This is a genomic window from Polaromonas sp. P1_G1, from assembly GCF_056405595.1.
This window is the reverse complement of record NZ_JBFUBU010000080.1, coordinates 1-16,837: the sequence shown is the minus strand read 5'-3', so window position 1 is coordinate 16,837 and position 16,837 is coordinate 1. Positions and strand designations below refer to the sequence as shown.

Here is a 16,837-nt window from a genome sequence, read left to right as displayed (position 1 = left end):
GGCCGGCGTTGTCTGAGCGAAGCGAGTTTAGCCGGACCCCGCTTGGCTCGAGCACCGCAGGTTGCCCGAAGCGAAGCGTAGGGACCCAGACTGCGGGTCGCCTTTTCTTTGGTGACTTTCTTTTGGCGAAGCAAAAGAAAGTTACTTGCCGCCGGGCAACCCCCGGCCAGCAGAACTCAGAAAAGAGCACTCCCGCCGGAGCAGGAGCCGCTCACTCCGACCAGGGCACCCCCCGATACCAGGCATGCCGAGCCAACCGCAACATGGGTTTATCACCCGAGGTATCCCCATAGGCATACAGCACAACCCCCTCCAGCCCGGCGGCGCCAAACCGCCCAACCGCCCAGTCCCGCAGCCTGGCAACCTTCTGCTCCCCATGGCAATTGGGCGTCCGCATCCGCCCCGTGAGGCGCCGCGCCTCGCCCTCACCGGTAACTTCCATTTCAGTGCAGAGCAGCACGTCAAAACCCAGTTGTTTCGCCACCTGCGCCAGGTAGATATCGGGCGAGGCGCTCACCATCACGCAGCAGTGCCCGGCCTCGCGGTGCCAAGCCAGGCGTGCCATCGCGTCCTCGCGCAGCTGGCCGGGAAAATCCTTGGCCAGCCATTGAGCCGTCCAGTCCTGCATTTCGGCGAGGCTGCGGCCGGCCAGCGTGGCCTGCATGAGCCTGGCTTTGGCGACGTTGTTAGGCACCAGGCGCAGCGCATAAGCGGCCAGCCACGGTGAGCAGCGCAGCAGGGCCCAGAGGAAGCGCGGCCAGCCCAGGCCGCGCGCGAGGAAAACCGTGAAGGTGTCGCGACGGGTCAGCGTGCCGTCGAAGTCAAAGGCGGCAACCACGCCTGCGGCGGCGCCGTCCCCTAGCGGTAGCATCGCACCTGCCCGCAGTAACGTTGGCAAAACGGGCAGCCGGTCATGGGCAGCCACAAGGGAATGTTGTAGTAGCGCTGGTACACCATGCCCAGCACTCCCTCACGATAAGCCTGGTACTTGAAGCCCATGCCTTCGACGGCATAAAAAGGCACGCCGTTCTGCTCGAAACTCAGCACACGCACCGACGCAAAGTAGGGCTCAAACTCCTGCAGCCGCGGCTTGTCGGCGAGGATGATGCGAATCGTCTTGCCTTGGTAGAGCGAAAAGTCGACCAGCATGTCGTCCTGGCGCGCGTGGAACTTGCCGACGCCGAAGACCGGCATGTACTGGCGGCGTTCAAATCCGAAGATCGACGCCGGCGTGTAGGCCTCGCCCATCAGCACCACGCCGGGCGCCGTGACCTGCTTGAGCATTTCGGCGGTCTTGTAGCTGCGGATGATTTGGGGATAGAGCTTTGTCGTGCGCCAGGTGTCCAGCGTGGTCATGTAGAGCCCGGCCACCACCAGCACATGCAGGCCGGCGAACACAGCCAGCCCCTTGGCGCAGGCCTTGAGCCTGTCTGCCGGCAAGGCAAAAGCCAAAAAGGCGAAGCCGAAGGGGTAGAAGGAAAGCACCCAGTGCAGGCCAATCACTTTTTTAGCCGACAGTAGCGCGAAGAACAGCAGGGGCACCACCACCAGGCAGGCCAGCAGGCGTTGCGAGCGCGCCGCCGCCAGCAGCGACCGGCGGTAGCGCACCGCCATCCACACCGCCACCGGCGTGATCAGGTAAACCATCATGCCGATGTAGGTCAGCGGCTTGCGCCATTCAAAGGTGGCATCTTCATTGCGGTTGTACACATTGAACATGATGTTGGACCAGCCATGCGACATGTTGTAGGCGATGTTGATCGCCGGGCCGGGCAAGGCGCACAGCACCAGCAGGGCCAAACCGGCCAGCCGCTCGCGGCGGTACAGCACAAAGTAGACGAGGTAGCTGAAACCCAGCACCACCGAGAAATACTTCGAGAGAAAAGCGCAGCCCAGGAAAAGCCCCGACAAGGCGTAGAGGCCGTACGCGGCGCGGTCAAGTTCCTGCCGGCGCTCGGCGCGCAGCAGCGCGGCAACCGACAGCGCCGACCAGAAGATCAGCGGCGTGTCGGTGGTGATCAGGGTGTTGAGCCAGTTCAGCGGCGCCAGCCAGAAAAACAGCACGGCCCAGGCGGCGCGCACCTTGTCGACGGGCTTGAGGGCCCACCACAGCGCCGCACCCAGCGCCAGCGGCAGCAGCACGATGGGCAGGCGTATGGACCACAGACTGTCGCCCAGCGTGGCGCGCATCAGGGCGATCAGCCAGCCGACCATGGGCGGATGGTCCGAATAACCCCAGTCGGGGTACACCCCCCACCAGTAGAAGAAGGCTTCGTCGCCGGTGACCGGGAAAGTCACGGAAATCCAGAACCGCAGCAAGAGCGAAAGCAGGCCGGCGGCCAATAGCCAACGGCTCAGCATGACGGGAAAAGCGGCGGAGGCGGCGGAATCGGGGTTCTGGGACATGAAGGCTTGAAATGGGGAACGGCGCCGGCGGCAACACGCGCCGCGGACAAGGCTGGAGCAGGCTAGCGGAAGCTGATTTCCTTGCGGATGGCCGCACTATAAAGCAAGGCCAGCACGCCGATGGCCACCGCCAGCCACAGCGTCAGCAGCCGCGCCAGCACGGTGACACCCAGCGCCGCAGCGGGCGTGGCGCCATGGGCCACCAGCAGTCCGGTCAGCACAGCCTCGGTGCCGCCCAGGCCGGCCGGCAAGGCGGACAGGGCGCCAGCCACCATGGCAAGGGCATAAAAGCCCGTGGCCGTCAGCAGCTCGAGCGGAACCCCCATGCCGCGGCAGATCAACCAGACCGCGACACCCTGCGCCGCCCAGGCCGTCAGGGTCAGCCCCAGCCAGAGCCAGGGACGCAACGCCAGGCAATACCAGGCCTCCTGCAGCCAGGGGAGGCTCTCAAAGAGCCGGGCACGATGCTTGAAGAGCAAGCCCAGCACGGCCAGCAAGAGCAGCGCGGCGACTGCCAGCAATCCTCCCAGCAGCGTGGATATGGCTTGCATCGCGGGATGCCGCAACACCCAGCCGGCAGCGGGCAGGCACAGCAGCAGCAGGCAGAGCAGGTCGGCCAGTCGTTCGGCACCGAAGATGGCCAGGCTTTGACCGGCGCGCAAAGGCTGGCGCGCCAGCATCAGGCCGCGCGCCGCCTCGCCGACATTGCCGGGCGTGGGCGTGAAGGCGTAGCCCGCGAGGTACAGGCGCAGGCCCTGCAGCCAGCCGAAATGGCGACCGTAGTACGCCATCCAGAGCCGCCAGCGCAGGCCGCGCAGCAGGTAGTTGAGCAGGCACAGGCCCGCAGCCTGCGCGCCTGTCCAGGACCAGAGCAGCGCCAGCGAGGCCCTGGGGCTGTCGCCCCAAATCAGCAATGCGGCCGCGTAGGCCGTGGCCACCACGCCCAGCACCAGCAACAGGCGCTTGAAGGGCAGGCCGCCAAACGTAGCCGGCGCGGGTGCGCGGTTCACAGCCGGTGACTCAGGAAAATGGCCAGCCACAGCGCGCCGGCCGCCAGTATCCAGGGGTCGCGCAACATGTCGCGCGCCACGTCTTCGCCATGGCCTCGGTGCACCTGGTAGGTGTAGCGCAGCATGCCGAAAATCACCACCGGCACGGTGTAGAGCAGGCGTTCGCCGTGCTGCAGTTGCGCTTCGGGGCTGGTGGCAAACAGGCTGTAGGTGGTCAGCGTGGCGGTCATGGTCACGGCCATGAAAGTATCCAGCAGGGCGGACGGGTAGTGGGCCATCACGGCGCGCCGGCTGGCCTCTTCATGGAAGCTTTCAGCCTTGCGTTTGGCAAACCCCAGGAACAGGGCCACAAAAATACCGGTCAGCAGCAGCCAGCGCGAAGGCGGGATGCCGACGGCCACCGTGCCGGCCAGCAGGCGCAGCATGAAACCCGAGGCGATGATGGACACATCGACCACCGGCACTTGCTTGAGCCGCCACGAATACGCCAGGTTGAGCAGCACGTAGGCCGCCAGCAGCACCAGCAATGTCCGGTTGCCCGCCGCCAACAACAGCCCCGCCACCAGCAGCAGGCCGGCCAGCACCAGGGCCACGGGGACAGCCACCGCGCCGCTGGCCAGGGGCCGCTTGCGTTTGGTCGGGTGCAGGGCGTCGCTGGCGCGGTCATGCCAGTCGTTGATGATGTAGACCATGCTGGAGAGGCAGCAGAACGCGGCAAAGGCGTGGATGACGCGCACATCCAGCGCCGTGTCCAGCCAGTTCTGGCTGAACACCAGGCCGGCGAACACGAAGACGTTTTTCAGCCACTGGTGCGGCCGCATCAGCCGGACCAGGGCCAGCGGGGAAGAAGACGGCGAGGATGAGGAAGGCAAAGAGGGCATCAGGAAGGGAGGGAAACACCCCGTGGGCAAGCGGGCTTCAAGCATAACTGACCGGGATTCCCGAATACGGCCAAAATGGGGCCATGTCTTTTGCACCCGCCGCCTCCCTCGCCTCCCCTCCCGCCACCCTGCCTGCCGTCTCGCCCCGCGCCCTGGAACTGATCCAGGCCCTGGTGCGCATAAACACCGTCAGCGACAACAGCAATCTGGAACTGATCCATTTCGTGCGCGACGAGCTCGCCCGGCTGGGCGTGGCCAGCCGCATCACCACCAATGCCGGCAAGACCAAGGCCAACCTTTTCGCCACGCTGGGCGAAGGCAAGCCTGCCGGCATCATCCTGTCGGGCCATACCGATACCGTGCCCTGGGATGGCCAGGACTGGACGCTGGACCCGCTGTCGGCCGCCATCGAGGGCGGGCGGCTCTACGGCCGCGGCAGCTGCGACATGAAAGGTTTTATCGGCATGGCCCTGGCCCACGCCGGCGATTTCCTGAACAGCCAGGCACCTTTCGCGGTTCACCTGGCGCTGAGCTATGACGAGGAAGTCGGCTGCCTGGGCGTGCGCGGGCTGATCGCCGACATGAAGGACGCCGGCATTGCGCCGCTGGCCTGCATCGTCGGCGAACCCACCAGCATGGTGCCGGCGACAGCGCACAAGGGTGTCTACCGCTACAAATGCTGCGTGCGCGGCAAGGAGGCGCATTCCTCGCTGACGCCGCAGTCGGTCAACGCCATCGAGATGGCGGCGCGCGTGGTCGGCAAGCTGCGCGACATGGCCGAGGGCTTTGAGGCCAACGAGCCGCGCTACGAGGGCTTCGACGTTCCCTTCAGCACCGCCAGCGTCGGGCAATTCCACGGCGGCATCGCCGACAACGTGGTGCCGCGCGACGCCGAGTTCCGCTATGAATTCCGCAACCTGCCCACGGCCGACGCCCTGGCCATGCAGCGCGAAATACGGGCTTACGCGGAGCGCGCGCAGCCGGCGATGAAAAAAGTCGCACCCGACGCGGGCTTCAGCTTTGAAACGATTTGCGAAGTGCCGGCCTTCCTGGGCTCGGCCGGCGACGACGTGACCCGGCTGGCGCAGCGCCTGGCCGGCACCGAGCAGACCACGCTGGTCGCCTTCGGCACCGAAGCCGGCATCTTCAAGGGCGCGGGCATTCCCACCGTGGTCTGCGGGCCTGGCAGCATCACCCAGGCGCACCAGCCCGATGAATTCGTGAGCCTGGAACAGCTCGCGCGGTGCCAGGCCTTTATGCAGGGTTTGATCGCGACAAAACAGATCGCCTGATCACCCGCCCCCTAAAGCAAAACGCCTGACTGAGTCAGGCGTTTTGCTTGGGGAATCCGAAAGTCAGGTCCTGATTCGGCCATCGCCGGTCAGCATGGACAGCTCCACAAAGCTCGAAGCCACGTGATCCGTCGGCGAAAACGACACGGAAAAACCGCCCAGCGACTGAGTGCCGATGGCTTCCAGGCCGGAGATCAGCGACTCACGGCTCATCTTGGCGCCGCCGCGCTTGAGGCCCTCCACCAAAACCTTGGCGGCCACGTAGCCTTCCATGCTGGAGAAATTGACCTTCGCATCCTTGCCGGCCGCCTTCACCGCGTCGGTAAACTCGCGCACAATCGGCCGCGCTCCGTTGTAGGGCGAAGGCATGACCTGCGACACCACCACGCCGGCGCCGTCCTTGCCCAGCTCGTCGGCCAGCGCCTGCGTGCCGACAAATGACACGTTGTAGAACGTGCCGCCATAGCCGGCCTTGCGGGCTTCGCGGATAAAGGCGGCGCAGGCCTTGTAAGCACCGATCTGTACCACTGCGTCAGGCCCTGCGGCCACCAGCGTGGTGACGGCCTTGGCCACGTCCACCGTATTGCGCTCGACTGTCGCCTGCGCCACGGGCTTGAGGTTCTGCGCACCCAGGGCCAGCACCACGCCGTCCAGCCCGGCCTTGCCGTAGGCATCGTTCTGGTAGAACACCGCGATTTTTTTCAGCCCCAGGGCGGTCAGCTGTTTGACGATAAGGCCGGTTTCGTCGTTATACGAAGCGCGCACGTGGAAGGCATATTTGTTGAAGGGGTCACGCAAGGCCATGGCGCCGGTAAACGGCGCGATAAACGGGACCTTGTCTTTGGTAGCCATCGGCAGGGCGACGATGCTGGTGGGTGTGCCGATGTAGCCAAACAGTGCAAACACTTCGTCGTCGATCAGCTTGCGGGTATTTTCGGCACAGCGGGTGGGCTCATAGCCGTCATCGAGGTTGCGGATCTCGATCAGGCGCTTGTTGACGCCACCCTGTTCGTTCACCTGGTCGAAGTACACCTTCGCGCCCTGGTAGAACTGGATGCCCAGTTGCGCAGCCGGGCCGGTGAAAGGGGCCGACTGGCCCAGGATGATCTTGTCGGCCTGGGCATGGGCGATGTTGAAGCCGGCCAGCATGGAAGCGCCGGCGACGGTGGAGAATTTTCTGCGAGTGAGATTCATCCCTTCATTCTCGCAACACAACTTACAGTAAGGTTACCCTTTTGGTAACAGGACGAAAGCCCGTGAGATTGGTCACTACTTTGGTCTTACTTCAAGCTTTGTTTGTCAGTAATTTGCCAGCTTTTTGCCGCTTTTCGCGGATGCGGCTTATTCCCTGACCCGCCCGGTCGCGTCGATCAGGCTGAGTTCGACCAGCTTGGAGCCCACGCGGTCGCCGTCGAAGTGGACGCGAAAGCCGCCCAGGTTCAGGTCCTGCAGGCTGTCCAGCGCCTTGCGCAGCTTGGCCCGGGTCGGGTCCTTGCCGGCCTTGCGCAGGGCTTCGGTATAGGTCCAGGCGGCGATGTAGCCTTCGAGCATGTAGACATTGGACTTGCCGAGCTTGGCCGCCAGCGCGTCGGCCTGCAGCTCCCGCACCAGCACGCTCTTGGCGTTGTCCGACTTGGGCGTGACACGCACCACCACCACGCCGGCGCCGGCCGCGCCCAGCTGTTCGGCCAGCAGGCTTTCGCCGGTGCTCGAAAAACCGTAGATGGGCCCGCGAAAGCCCTTGGCGCGCAAGTCGCGTATGGCGCTGGCCGCGCCCGCAGCGTCGCTGATCACCAGCACTGATTCGGGTTTTTTTCCCAGCACCTGGTCCACGCTGGTGGCGACGCTGCCGCCTGAAAGGGCCGACTTGGCCACAAGGTTGGCGCCCAGGCCGCCCATGGTGCGTTCGGCCGAATCCAGCGCCGCGAGCGACTCCGGGTCCTTGCCGTGCAGGATGGCCAGCTTGCGCATGCCCAGGGTTTCGGCATGGCGCGTGATCATGGCGGCCTCTTCCGAATAGCCGGGCCGCACCGAATAGACATTGGGGTAGAGGGAGCCGCGCAGCTCGTCGGCGCCGGCCATGGGCGCGAACAGCAGGATGTCCGTGTCCTTGAGAAGCGGGTTGACGGCGGTGACCTGCGGCGAGCCGTAGTAGCCGAACAGCGAGAACACTTTCTGGTCCAGCAGTTTTTTGGTGTTGGCCAGCGTGGTGTCGGGGTTGCCCATGTCGTCCAGCGTGCTGAGCTCGATCTTGCGGCCGTTGACCCCGCCGCCCGCGTTGACGCGGTCGAAGTAAAGCCGTGCGCCCTGCGCGAAAGGCAGGGCCAGTGTGGCGCCGGGCCCTGTCATCGCCAGGGACTGGCCCAGCGTGACAGCGGTCTTGCTGATACCGTCCTCGGCTTTGGCCCCTGTCGCGAGCAAGCCGGCCAGGGCCGCTACCATGCTGATTCTGGCGGCGGCGTGGAATGCCCGCATTCCGTTCATTGTTGTAATCATGAAGTATGTGTCTCCCCCGGGTTACCCCGATGACTATCAATATAAAGTTGAACCATGAGCAATACCATCAGCATCTCCCCTAAGGCCACGGCCCACCCTGACGCCGGGCTGAAGCCGGCCGCCGTGCAGGTGCTCGGCGCCTGCCCGCACGACTGCCCGGACACCTGCTCGCTGCTGACCACGGTGGAAGGCGGCGTAGCCACCCGCGTGCAGGGCAACCCCGACCATCCCCACACCGGCGGCGTGCTGTGCAACAAGGTCTCGCGCTACACCGAACGCACCTACCACCCCGAGCGCCTGCTGCAGCCGCTCAAGCGCAGCGGCCCCAAGGGCAGCGGACAGTTCGAGCCGGTGAGCTGGGAGGCCGCACTGGCCGATATCGCTTCTCGCCTCAAAGCCATCGCGGCGCGCGAGCCCGAAGCCATCGTCCCCTACAGCTATGCCGGCACCATGGGCCAGGTGCAGGGCGAAAGCATGGCCGGGCGTTTTTTCAACCGGCTGGGTTCGTCTTTCCTGGACCGCACCATCTGCTCCTCGGCCGGGGGTGAGGCCCTGGTGCAGACCCTGGGCGCCAAGGTCGGCATGCGGGTGGAGTTTTTCGCCGAGTCCAAACTGATCATCATCTGGGGCAGCAACTCCATCGGCAGCAACCTGCATTTCTGGCGGTATGCGCAGCAGGCCAAGCGCGACGGCGCCAGGCTCGTCTGCATAGACCCGCGCAGAAGCGAAACCGCCGAGAAATGCCATGAGCACATCGCGCTGCTGCCCGGCACCGACGCCGCGCTGGCGCTCGCGCTGATGCACGAGCTGATCACCCACGACTGGCTGGACCACGACTACATCGCGCGCCACACCCTGGGCTGGCAAGACCCCGACGGCGGGCTGCGCGAGCGAGCGCTGCAGTGGAGCCCCGAGCGCGCCGCCGCCGTCTGCGGCGTGCCGGCCGAACAGATCCGCTCGCTGGCCCGCGACTACGGTGAATGCATGCTGAACAAGCAGCCCGCGGCCATACGCCTGAACTACGGCATGCAGCGCGTGCACGGCGGCGGCAACGCGGCCCGCGCCATCGCCTGCCTGCCCGCGCTCACGGGCGCCTGGCGGCACCGCGCCGGCGGCGTGCTGCTGAGCAGTTCGGGCCAGTTCCCGGTGGACAGGGCGGCGCTGCAGCGGCCCGAGCTGCTCAAGGGCCGACAGCCGCGCACCATCAACATGAGCACCATAGGCAACGCGCTGCTGGCGCCGGCATCAAAGCAATTCGGCCCGAAAATCGAGGCGCTCATCGTCTACAACAGCAACCCGGTGGCGGTGGCGCCCGAGTCCGGCAAGGTGGTGCAGGGTTTTGCGCGCGAAGACCTGTTCACCGTGGTGCTCGAGCATTTCCAGACCGACACCGCCGATTACGCCGATTACATCCTGCCGGCCACCACGCAGCTGGAGCACTGGGACGTGCACGGCGCCTACGGCCACACCGACGCCTTGCTGAACCGTCCGGCCATCGCGCCGCTGGGCCAGGCCAAGCCCAACACCCAGATATTCCGCGAACTGGCCGCCCACATGGGTTTGGATGAACCCTGCTTTTCCGACAGCGACGAGCAGCTGTGCCGCGCGGTGTTCGGCGACAAGGTCGACTTCCAGCAACTGCTGGACAAGGGCTTCGCCACGCTGGACCTGCCCGACGCGCCCTTTGCCGACGGCAACTTCCCCACGGCCTCGGGCCGCTGCGAATTCTTCAGCGCACGGCTGGCGGCCGAAGGCTCTGACGGCCTGCCCGGCCACGTACCCAACCATGAAGCCGCAGGCAGCTCGGCGCAGTTCCCGCTGGCCATGATCTCGCCGCCGGCGCGCAACTTCCTGAATTCGAGCTTCGTCAACGTCAAAAGCCTGCGCGACATCGAGGCCGAGCCGGTGCTGGAGATCCACGCCGACGACGCCGCGGCCCGCGGCATCACCACGGGCGCCATCGTCAAGGTCTTCAACCAGCGCGGCGAGTACCGGGTCAAGGCCGAGGTTTCCACGCGGGCCCGGCCCGGCGTGGTCAACGGCCTGGGCATCTGGTGGCGCAAGCTGGGCCTGGACGGCACCAACGTCAACCAGCTGACCAGCCAGCACCTGACCGACATGGGCCGCGGCCCGGTGTTTTACGACTGCCTGGTGCAGGTGCAGCGCGAGCCGCAGGCCGCCTGAGCGCCTGAACGGAGTTCCGGTGAAACGCGGCACGCTCAAACGCACGCTGGCCGTGGCGCTGGCCGCGGGCCTGGGCCTGGCGGGCTGCGCCGACCTGGGTTATTACTGGCAGTCCGTCAGCGGCCACCTGCAGATGCTCAACGCAGCCCGCCCGGTGGACGACTGGCTGGGCGACGCGCAGGCCTCCGAGCAGCTGAAAAGCCGGCTGGCCCTGTCGCAGCGCATACGCAGCTTTGCCGTGAGCGAACTCAAGCTGCCCGACAACCCCAGCTACCGGCGCTATGCCGACCTGCGCCGCAGCGCCGTGGTCTGGAACGTGGTGGCTGCGCCCGAGTTCTCGCTGACCCTCAAGACCTGGTGCTTTCCGATCACGGGTTGTGTGGGCTACCGCGGCTATTTCAATGAGGCCGAGGCGCGCGCCGAGGCCGAACGGCTCAAGGCGCAAGGCCTGGAGACCAGCGTCTACGGCGTGCCCGCCTATTCGACGCTGGGATGGATGAACTGGGCCGGCGGCGACCCGCTGCTCAACACCTTCATCGGCTATCCCGAAGGCGAACTGGCGCGGCTGATCTTTCACGAACTCGCGCACCAGGTGGTCTACGCCAGCGGCGACACCATGTTCAACGAATCTTTCGCCACCGCCGTCGAACGGCTGGGCAGCCAGCGCTGGCTGGACAGCGAGGCCCTCAGGGGCAACCTGAAGGCCCAGCAGGACTACGCCCAATTCGACGGGCGGCGCCGACAGTTCCGCGCGCTGGCGCTGGCCACACGGCTTGAACTCGCCGCGATCTACGACAAAAAACCGGCGACGGACGCCGGCAAAGCCGCGCAGGCCGCTCTGAAGGCCCAGGCGCTCCAGCGTTTTCGCGACGGCTACGCCAGCCTCAAGGCCTCGTGGGACGGCTTCGCGGGCTACGACCCCTGGGTGGCGCGCGCCAACAACGCGGCCTTCGGCGCGCAGGCCGCCTATGATGAGCTGGTGCCCGGCTTCGAGGCTTTGTTCGAGCACGAAGGCCGCGACTGGCAACGGTTTTATGATGCGGTCAAAGGACTGGCCGGGCTGCCCAAAGAAGAACGGCGCAAGGCGCTTCAAATGCACAACACCCACAACAACACGGAGACCTCGAATGGCTGACATCCACATCCAGCGCGAACACACCTTGGGCCTTCTTGAGGCGCGCAAGATCGCCTTCAAGTGGGCCGAGCAGGTCGAAGAAAAGTTCGACATGGAATGCACCTACGAAGAGGGCAAGACCGAAGACCTGGTCAGCTTCACCCGCTCGGGCGTTAGCGGCACGCTGGCGGTCACCAAAGACAGTTTTGACCTCAACGCCAAGCTCGGTTTCCTGCTGGGTGCCTTCAAGGACAAAATTGAAGGCGAGATCGTAAAAAACCTGGACACCCTGATCGCAAAGAAACCCGCCGCCAAAAAGGCCGCGGCTAAAAAGAAGGCCGCCTGAGAAGCTACTGAAATTCAAGGGCGCTGCCCGTGAGCTACAACCTGGCCCGCTTCGACCTGGTGTCCGTGCGCCTGGCGGTGGCCTGCGCCCAAACCGGCAGCCTGACCGCAGCGGCGCGCGACTCGCACCTGGCATTGGCCGCGGCCAGCCGGCGCATCCGCGAACTCGAAGACGCGCTGGGCGAGGCCTTGTTTGAGCGCCACGCGCGCGGCCTGTTGCCGACAGCGGCCGGGCGCGTCTTCGTCAAGCACGGCCTGACCTTGCTGCAAACCATGGAACAGCTGGGCGGCGAACTGGCCGACCTGCGGCGCGGCATCGCGCGCCACATACGCCTGTGCGCCAGCAGCGCGGCCATAAGCCAGTTCCTGCCGCCGTTGCTCGCGCGTTACGGCGAGCTGCACCCGCAGGTGCACATAGACCTCGAGGAGCAGGTGTCCGAGGCGGTGGTGGCCACCCTGCGCGAAGGCCGGGCCGACGCGGCGGTGTTTGTCGAAGGGCCGGACACCACGGGCCTGGACACCCGCCTGTTTCGCGAAGATGAACTGGTGCTGATCCTGCCGGCCGGCCATGCCCTCGCGCGCAGCAAGGCGCCGCTGGCTTTTACCGATGCGCTCGACGGCATGCAGGTGCGCAGCTTCGACGCGGTATGCCACATGGTGGCCTCGGGCCTGGGCGTGGCCATCCTGCCCAAGGGCGCGACGCTGCCTCTCATCAAAAGCATGAAGCTGGGCTGGCGGCCGCTGGCCGACGCCTGGGCCAGGCGCCGCCTGCTGGCAGCCACCATGGCCGGCCAGCCCGATGCGGCCATTTCCGCGCTGGTGGACTTCCTGGTGGCGCCTGCCGCTGCCCTGCCTTCGCAAAACGCGAAAGCCCGAGCCCCAAAGCGGTAATGGACGGGGTGGGCTGCGGGCTGCACACTGCCGCCCATGGCCACTGAACAATCCCTTCCCACTCCCGTCGCCTCCGGCCCGCTTGCCGGCCTCAAAGTGCTGGAGCTGGGCCAGCTGATCGCCGGGCCCTTCGCGGCCAAGACGCTGGCGGACTTCGGCGCCGACATCATCAAGATCGAAACCCCGGGCGCGGGCGACCCGCTGCGCAAATGGCGTTTGCTGAAAGACGGCACCTCGGTCTGGTGGCAGGTGCAGTCGCGCAACAAGCGCTCGGTGGCGCTGGACCTCAAAAGCCCCGAGGCGCAGGACATCGTGCGCCGGCTGGCGCTTGACGCCGACGTGCTGATCGAGAATTTCCGCCCTGGCGCCATGGAAGGCTGGAGCCTGGGGCCCGACGAGCTGCTGGCGCTGAACCCGCGTCTCATCATGCTGCGCATCAGCGGCTACGGCCAGACCGGCCCCTACCGCGACAAGCCGGGCTTCGGCGTGGTGGCCGAGGCCATGAGCGGCCTGCGCCACCTGACGGCCGAGCCGGGCCGCGTGCCGGTGCGCGTGGGCGTGAGCATTGGCGACACGCTGGCCGCGCTGCACGGCGTGATCGGCATCCTGCTGGCCATGCAGGAGCGCCAGCGCTCCGGCAAGGGCCAGGTGATAGACGTCGCGCTCTATGAAGCGGTCTTCAACTGCATGGAAAGCCTGCTGCCCGAATACAGCGCTTTCGGCGCGGTGCGCGGCGCGGCCGGCAGCGCCCTGCCCGGCATCGCGCCCAGCAATGCCTACCTGTGCAAGGACGGCGGTTATGCGCTGGTTGCGGGGAATGGCGACAGCATTTTCAAGCGGCTCATGGCCACCATAGGCCGTGCCGACCTGGGCAGCGACCCGGCCCTGGCGGACAACGCCGGCCGCGTGGCACGCGTCGAAGAAATCGACGCGGCCATAGGCCAATGGACTTTGGGCCTCACGGTGGACGAGGTGCTGGCGGCGCTCGACAAGGTCTCGGTGCCAGCAGGCCGCATTTACACGGTGGCCGACATCGCGGCCGACCCGCACTACCAGGCGCGCGGCATGCTCGACGAGCTGCGCATGGAAGACGGCAGCCTGCTGGCCGTGCCCGGCATCGTGCCCAAACTCTCGCGCACGCCGGGCGGCCATCGCCGCAACGCGCCTCAAATCGGCCAGGACACAGATGCCGTGCTAAGCGAGATGGGCTTGTCGGCCGTACAGATCCAAGCCTTGAAAGACAAAGGCATCGTGGCCGGAAAGGACGCGGACGCAGCATGAAAAAACGCATTCACTTCAATGAGGTCGCCACGCGCGACGGCTTCCAGATCGAGTCCAATTTCATTGCCACCGACGACAAGGTGGCGCTGGTCGACGCGCTGAGCGAGTGCGGTTACGCCAAGATCGAAGTCACCTCTTTCACCTCGCCCAAGGCCATTCCCATGCTGCGCGACGCCGAAGAGGTCATGGGCCGCATACGCCGCGTGCCCGGCGTGGAATACACGGTGCTGGTACCCAACCTGCGCGGCGCGGAGCGCGCGCTGGAGTCGCGCGCCGACGAGCTCAACCTCGTGATGTCGGTCTCGGAAACCCACAACCTGGCCAACCTGCGCATGCCCCGCGAGAAAAGTTTTTCCGCGCTGTCCGACGTGATTCGCCATGTGGACGGACGCACGCCCATCAACGTGTCGCTGTCCTGCTGCTTCGGCTGCCCGATGGAGGGCGAGGTGGCCGAGGAGGAAGTGCTGCGCTGGAGCGAGCGCTTTGCCGCCTTCGGCGCGGACCGCGTGCGCGGCCTCACGATTTGCGACACCACCGGCATGGCGCACCCGGCCCAGGTCGCCCGCATGGTTGAGGTGCTGCAGCAGCGCTTCAAAAACCTGCAGCTGACCCTGCACTTCCACAACACGCGCGGCATGGGGCTGGCCAATGTGCTGGCCGCCGTGCAGGGCGGCATCACGCGCTTTGACGGCTCGCTGGGCGGTCTGGGCGGCTGCCCCTACGCACCCGGCGCCAGCGGCAACATCAGCAGCGAGGACGCCATCCACATGCTCGACGCCATGGGCTACGACACCGGCATGGACATTCCGCAGCTGCTGGACGTGGCGCGCCAGATGCCGGCCATCGTCGGCCATGAAGTGCCCGGCCAGGTCGCCAAGGCCGGCCGCATCACTGATCTGCACGAACCACCGCCTTATGTGGCGGAACTGAGGGCGGCATCGGCATGATCGCCAGTCTTGACCACCTCGTGCTGACCACGGATGACGAACAAGCCTGTGTGGATTTCTACACCCGCGTACTTGGCATGACGCTGGAAACCTTCACCGGTGGCACGCCGCCCGTGGAACGCAAGGCCTTCAAGTTCGGCAGCCAGAAGATCAACCTGCACGTCAAAGGCCGCGAGTTCGAGCCCAAGGCCCACCTGCCGGTGCCGGGCGCGCTGGACCTGTGCTTTCTGGCCAGCGTCCCGCTTGCCGACGTAATCGCCCGCCTTGAACGCGAGCGTTGGCCGGTGATTGAAGGCCCCGTGCTGCGCACCGGCGCGACGCAAAAGATCCGTTCGGTCTATGTGCGCGACCCCGACCTGAATTTGATAGAGATTTCCGAACCCGCCTGAAAACGGCATCCAAAAACTACGACAGGAGACAAGACCATGGCCTTTATTTCCCGCAGAACACTGCTCACCGTCGCCGGACTCAGCACGGCCGCCTGGCTCAACCCGGTGCGCGCGCAGCTCGCCGGCAAACCCGTCACGCTGGTGGTGCCCACGGCGGCCGGCGGCACCACCGACATCGCTGCGCGCATGCTGGCCGAGCCGCTGGGCAAGATACTGCAGACCTCGGTGGTCGTGGACAACCGCGGCGGCGGCAACGGCAACATTGCCGGCCAGATGGTGGCGCGCGCCCCGGCCGACGGCACCAGCCTGCTGGTGCAGTACTCAGGCTACCAGTGCATCACGCCGCTGATCCAGCCGGTGGCGGGCTTCGACCCGGCGACCAACCTCAAGCCCCTGGGCCATTTGATCGACGCGCCGCAACTGCTGGTGGTGCGCGGCAACTTCCCGGCCGACAACTTCGCGGACTTCCTCAAGTACGTGAAGGCCAACCCCGGCAAGGTCAACTACGCCTCCAGCGGCAACGGATCGTTGCAGCACGTGACCACCGAGCTGCTCAAGGACCTGACCAAGACCTTTATGGTGCACATCCCCTACCGCGGTACCGGCCCGGCGCTCACCGACCTGCTGGCCGGCACCGTGGACTTCACTATCACCACCCCACCGCCGCTGTTGCCCCATATCCGCGCCGGCAAGCTCAAGGCGCTGATGGTCACCGGCCGCACCCGCCTGGCCGCGCAGCCCAACGTGCCGACCGCCACCGAAGCCGGCGTGCCGCTGGTGGCCTCCTCGTGGTTCGCGGTCTACGGGCCGACGGGCTTGTCCGCCGACCTGCAAGGCCGGCTGTCGCTGGCGATCAAGCAGGTGGTGGAGTCGGAAGGCTTCAAGAAGCGCGCCGAAGAGCAAGGGGCCAAGGCTGTGGTTATGGGTGGTGCCGAGCTGGCTGCTTTGGGGGATAACGAGCGGAAGATGTGGGGGCGGATTGTGAAGTTGGCCAATATCAAGGCCGATTGAGTTTTTGTTATCTCTGCTGGGGCTGGCTGGCCGGGGGTAGCCCGGCGGCTACTCACTTTTCTTTTGCTTCGCCAAAAGAAAAGTAAGCAAAAGAAAAGGCGACCCTGGTTGCTGCGTCCCTCCGCTGCGCTACGGGCAACCTGCGGTGCTCGGTTCAGGCGGGGTCTCGCTAAACTCGCTACGCTGCGCTTCGCTCAGACAACGCGATCCCTGATCCGCCTGAACCTGCGCTCCTCGGCGCATCCACAAGGGGTGGGGAAGAAATACCAGTACAGAAGAAACAAGGACTCGCCGTGGCGAGTCCTTGTTGGTCTTGGTTTGTTCTTTGGTATTTGTCTTCTGTTCCTGATCCCGCTCCCGATTGCCCCCGTCCTGGCTGGGCCGAGGAGCGCAGAGACAAGCGGATCAGGGATCGCGTTGTCTGAGCGAAGCGAGTTTAGCGAGACCCCGCTTGGCTCGAGCACCGCAGGTTGCCCGTAGCGAAGCGTAGGGACCCAGACTGCGGGTCGCCTTTCTTTTGCTTACTTTTCTTTGGCGAAGCAAAGAAAAGTGAGTCGCCGCCGGGCGACCCCGGCCAGCAACCCTCAGCA

General features: G+C 65.8%; 15 protein-coding genes. 9 read left to right on the top strand and 6 right to left on the bottom strand.

The window, feature by feature from the left end:
- Positions 1 to 211: 211 nt before the first annotated feature.
- The 4 genes from AC1D1Y_RS25220 to AC1D1Y_RS25205 all read right to left on the bottom strand — a co-directional run bounded on the left by AC1D1Y_RS25220 (position 212) and on the right by AC1D1Y_RS25205 (position 4,297).
- On the bottom strand, positions 212 to 871 hold the full coding sequence (locus AC1D1Y_RS25220; protein ID WP_477684760.1) for an HAD family hydrolase: 660 nt from the start codon (positions 869 to 871) through the stop codon (positions 212 to 214).
- Positions 859 to 2,406, bottom strand: coding sequence for an ArnT family glycosyltransferase (locus tag AC1D1Y_RS25215; RefSeq protein WP_477684759.1), 1,548 nt, complete (start codon positions 2,404 to 2,406; stop codon positions 859 to 861). Before AC1D1Y_RS25215 ends, AC1D1Y_RS25220 begins: the two co-directional genes overlap by 13 nt.
- Before the next feature lie 62 nt (positions 2,407 to 2,468).
- Positions 2,469 to 3,416: a lysylphosphatidylglycerol synthase transmembrane domain-containing protein gene (locus AC1D1Y_RS25210; RefSeq protein ID WP_477684758.1), complete on the bottom strand. Its 948-nt coding sequence runs from the start codon at positions 3,414 to 3,416 to the stop codon at positions 2,469 to 2,471.
- Positions 3,413 to 4,297, bottom strand: coding sequence for a decaprenyl-phosphate phosphoribosyltransferase (locus tag AC1D1Y_RS25205; RefSeq protein ID WP_477684757.1), 885 nt, complete (start codon positions 4,295 to 4,297; stop codon positions 3,413 to 3,415). Before AC1D1Y_RS25205 ends, AC1D1Y_RS25210 begins: the two co-directional genes overlap by 4 nt.
- Positions 4,298 to 4,380: 83 nt before the next feature.
- Between AC1D1Y_RS25205 and argE the strand changes: the two genes are divergently transcribed.
- Complete coding sequence (argE, locus tag AC1D1Y_RS25200; RefSeq protein ID WP_477684756.1) at positions 4,381 to 5,589, top strand: acetylornithine deacetylase; 1,209 nt, start codon at positions 4,381 to 4,383, stop codon at positions 5,587 to 5,589.
- 63 nt (positions 5,590 to 5,652) lie between these two features.
- Here argE and AC1D1Y_RS25195 read toward each other — a convergent pair whose 3' ends face one another.
- On the bottom strand, positions 5,653 to 6,783 hold the full coding sequence (locus tag AC1D1Y_RS25195) for an ABC transporter substrate-binding protein (RefSeq protein ID WP_477684755.1): 1,131 nt from the start codon (positions 6,781 to 6,783) through the stop codon (positions 5,653 to 5,655).
- A 147-nt stretch (positions 6,784 to 6,930) separates the two neighbouring features.
- Positions 6,931 to 8,064: an ABC transporter substrate-binding protein gene (locus tag AC1D1Y_RS25190; protein ID WP_477684754.1), complete on the bottom strand. Its 1,134-nt coding sequence runs from the start codon at positions 8,062 to 8,064 to the stop codon at positions 6,931 to 6,933.
- 75 nt (positions 8,065 to 8,139) lie between these two features.
- Here AC1D1Y_RS25190 and AC1D1Y_RS25185 point away from each other — a divergent pair, with 75 nt between their 5' ends.
- Genes AC1D1Y_RS25185 through AC1D1Y_RS25150 form a run of 8 tightly spaced genes read left to right on the top strand, consistent with a single transcriptional unit; the run spans position 8,140 to position 16,247 of the window.
- Positions 8,140 to 10,269, top strand: a complete 2,130-nt coding sequence (locus AC1D1Y_RS25185) for a molybdopterin-containing oxidoreductase family protein (protein ID WP_477684753.1) — start codon at positions 8,140 to 8,142, stop codon at positions 10,267 to 10,269.
- A 19-nt stretch (positions 10,270 to 10,288) separates the two neighbouring features.
- Positions 10,289 to 11,404: an aminopeptidase gene (locus tag AC1D1Y_RS25180; RefSeq protein ID WP_477684752.1), complete on the top strand. Its 1,116-nt coding sequence runs from the start codon at positions 10,289 to 10,291 to the stop codon at positions 11,402 to 11,404.
- Positions 11,397 to 11,729: a polyhydroxyalkanoic acid system family protein gene (locus AC1D1Y_RS25175; RefSeq protein WP_477684751.1), complete on the top strand. Its 333-nt coding sequence runs from the start codon at positions 11,397 to 11,399 to the stop codon at positions 11,727 to 11,729. The genes AC1D1Y_RS25180 and AC1D1Y_RS25175 overlap by 8 nt, the downstream gene beginning before the upstream one ends.
- A 29-nt stretch (positions 11,730 to 11,758) precedes the next feature.
- Positions 11,759 to 12,619, top strand: coding sequence for a LysR family transcriptional regulator (locus AC1D1Y_RS25170; protein WP_477684750.1), 861 nt, complete (start codon positions 11,759 to 11,761; stop codon positions 12,617 to 12,619).
- A gap of 36 nt (positions 12,620 to 12,655) precedes the next feature.
- Entirely contained in the window at positions 12,656 to 13,900 is a 1,245-nt protein-coding gene (locus AC1D1Y_RS25165; RefSeq protein ID WP_477684749.1) for a CaiB/BaiF CoA transferase family protein, read from the top strand.
- Positions 13,897 to 14,847 (top strand): hydroxymethylglutaryl-CoA lyase, encoded by a 951-nt coding sequence (locus tag AC1D1Y_RS25160; RefSeq protein WP_477684748.1) that lies wholly within the window; start codon positions 13,897 to 13,899, stop codon positions 14,845 to 14,847. The genes AC1D1Y_RS25165 and AC1D1Y_RS25160 overlap by 4 nt, the downstream gene beginning before the upstream one ends.
- Positions 14,844 to 15,236 carry a VOC family protein gene (locus AC1D1Y_RS25155; protein ID WP_477684747.1) on the top strand — a complete coding sequence of 131 codons (393 nt, stop codon included), beginning with the start codon at positions 14,844 to 14,846 and terminating at the stop codon, positions 15,234 to 15,236. Before AC1D1Y_RS25160 ends, AC1D1Y_RS25155 begins: the two co-directional genes overlap by 4 nt.
- Positions 15,237 to 15,272: 36 nt before the next feature.
- Positions 15,273 to 16,247 carry a Bug family tripartite tricarboxylate transporter substrate binding protein gene (locus tag AC1D1Y_RS25150; RefSeq protein ID WP_477684746.1) on the top strand — a complete coding sequence of 325 codons (975 nt, stop codon included), beginning with the start codon at positions 15,273 to 15,275 and terminating at the stop codon, positions 16,245 to 16,247.
- Positions 16,248 to 16,837 lie beyond the last annotated feature (590 nt).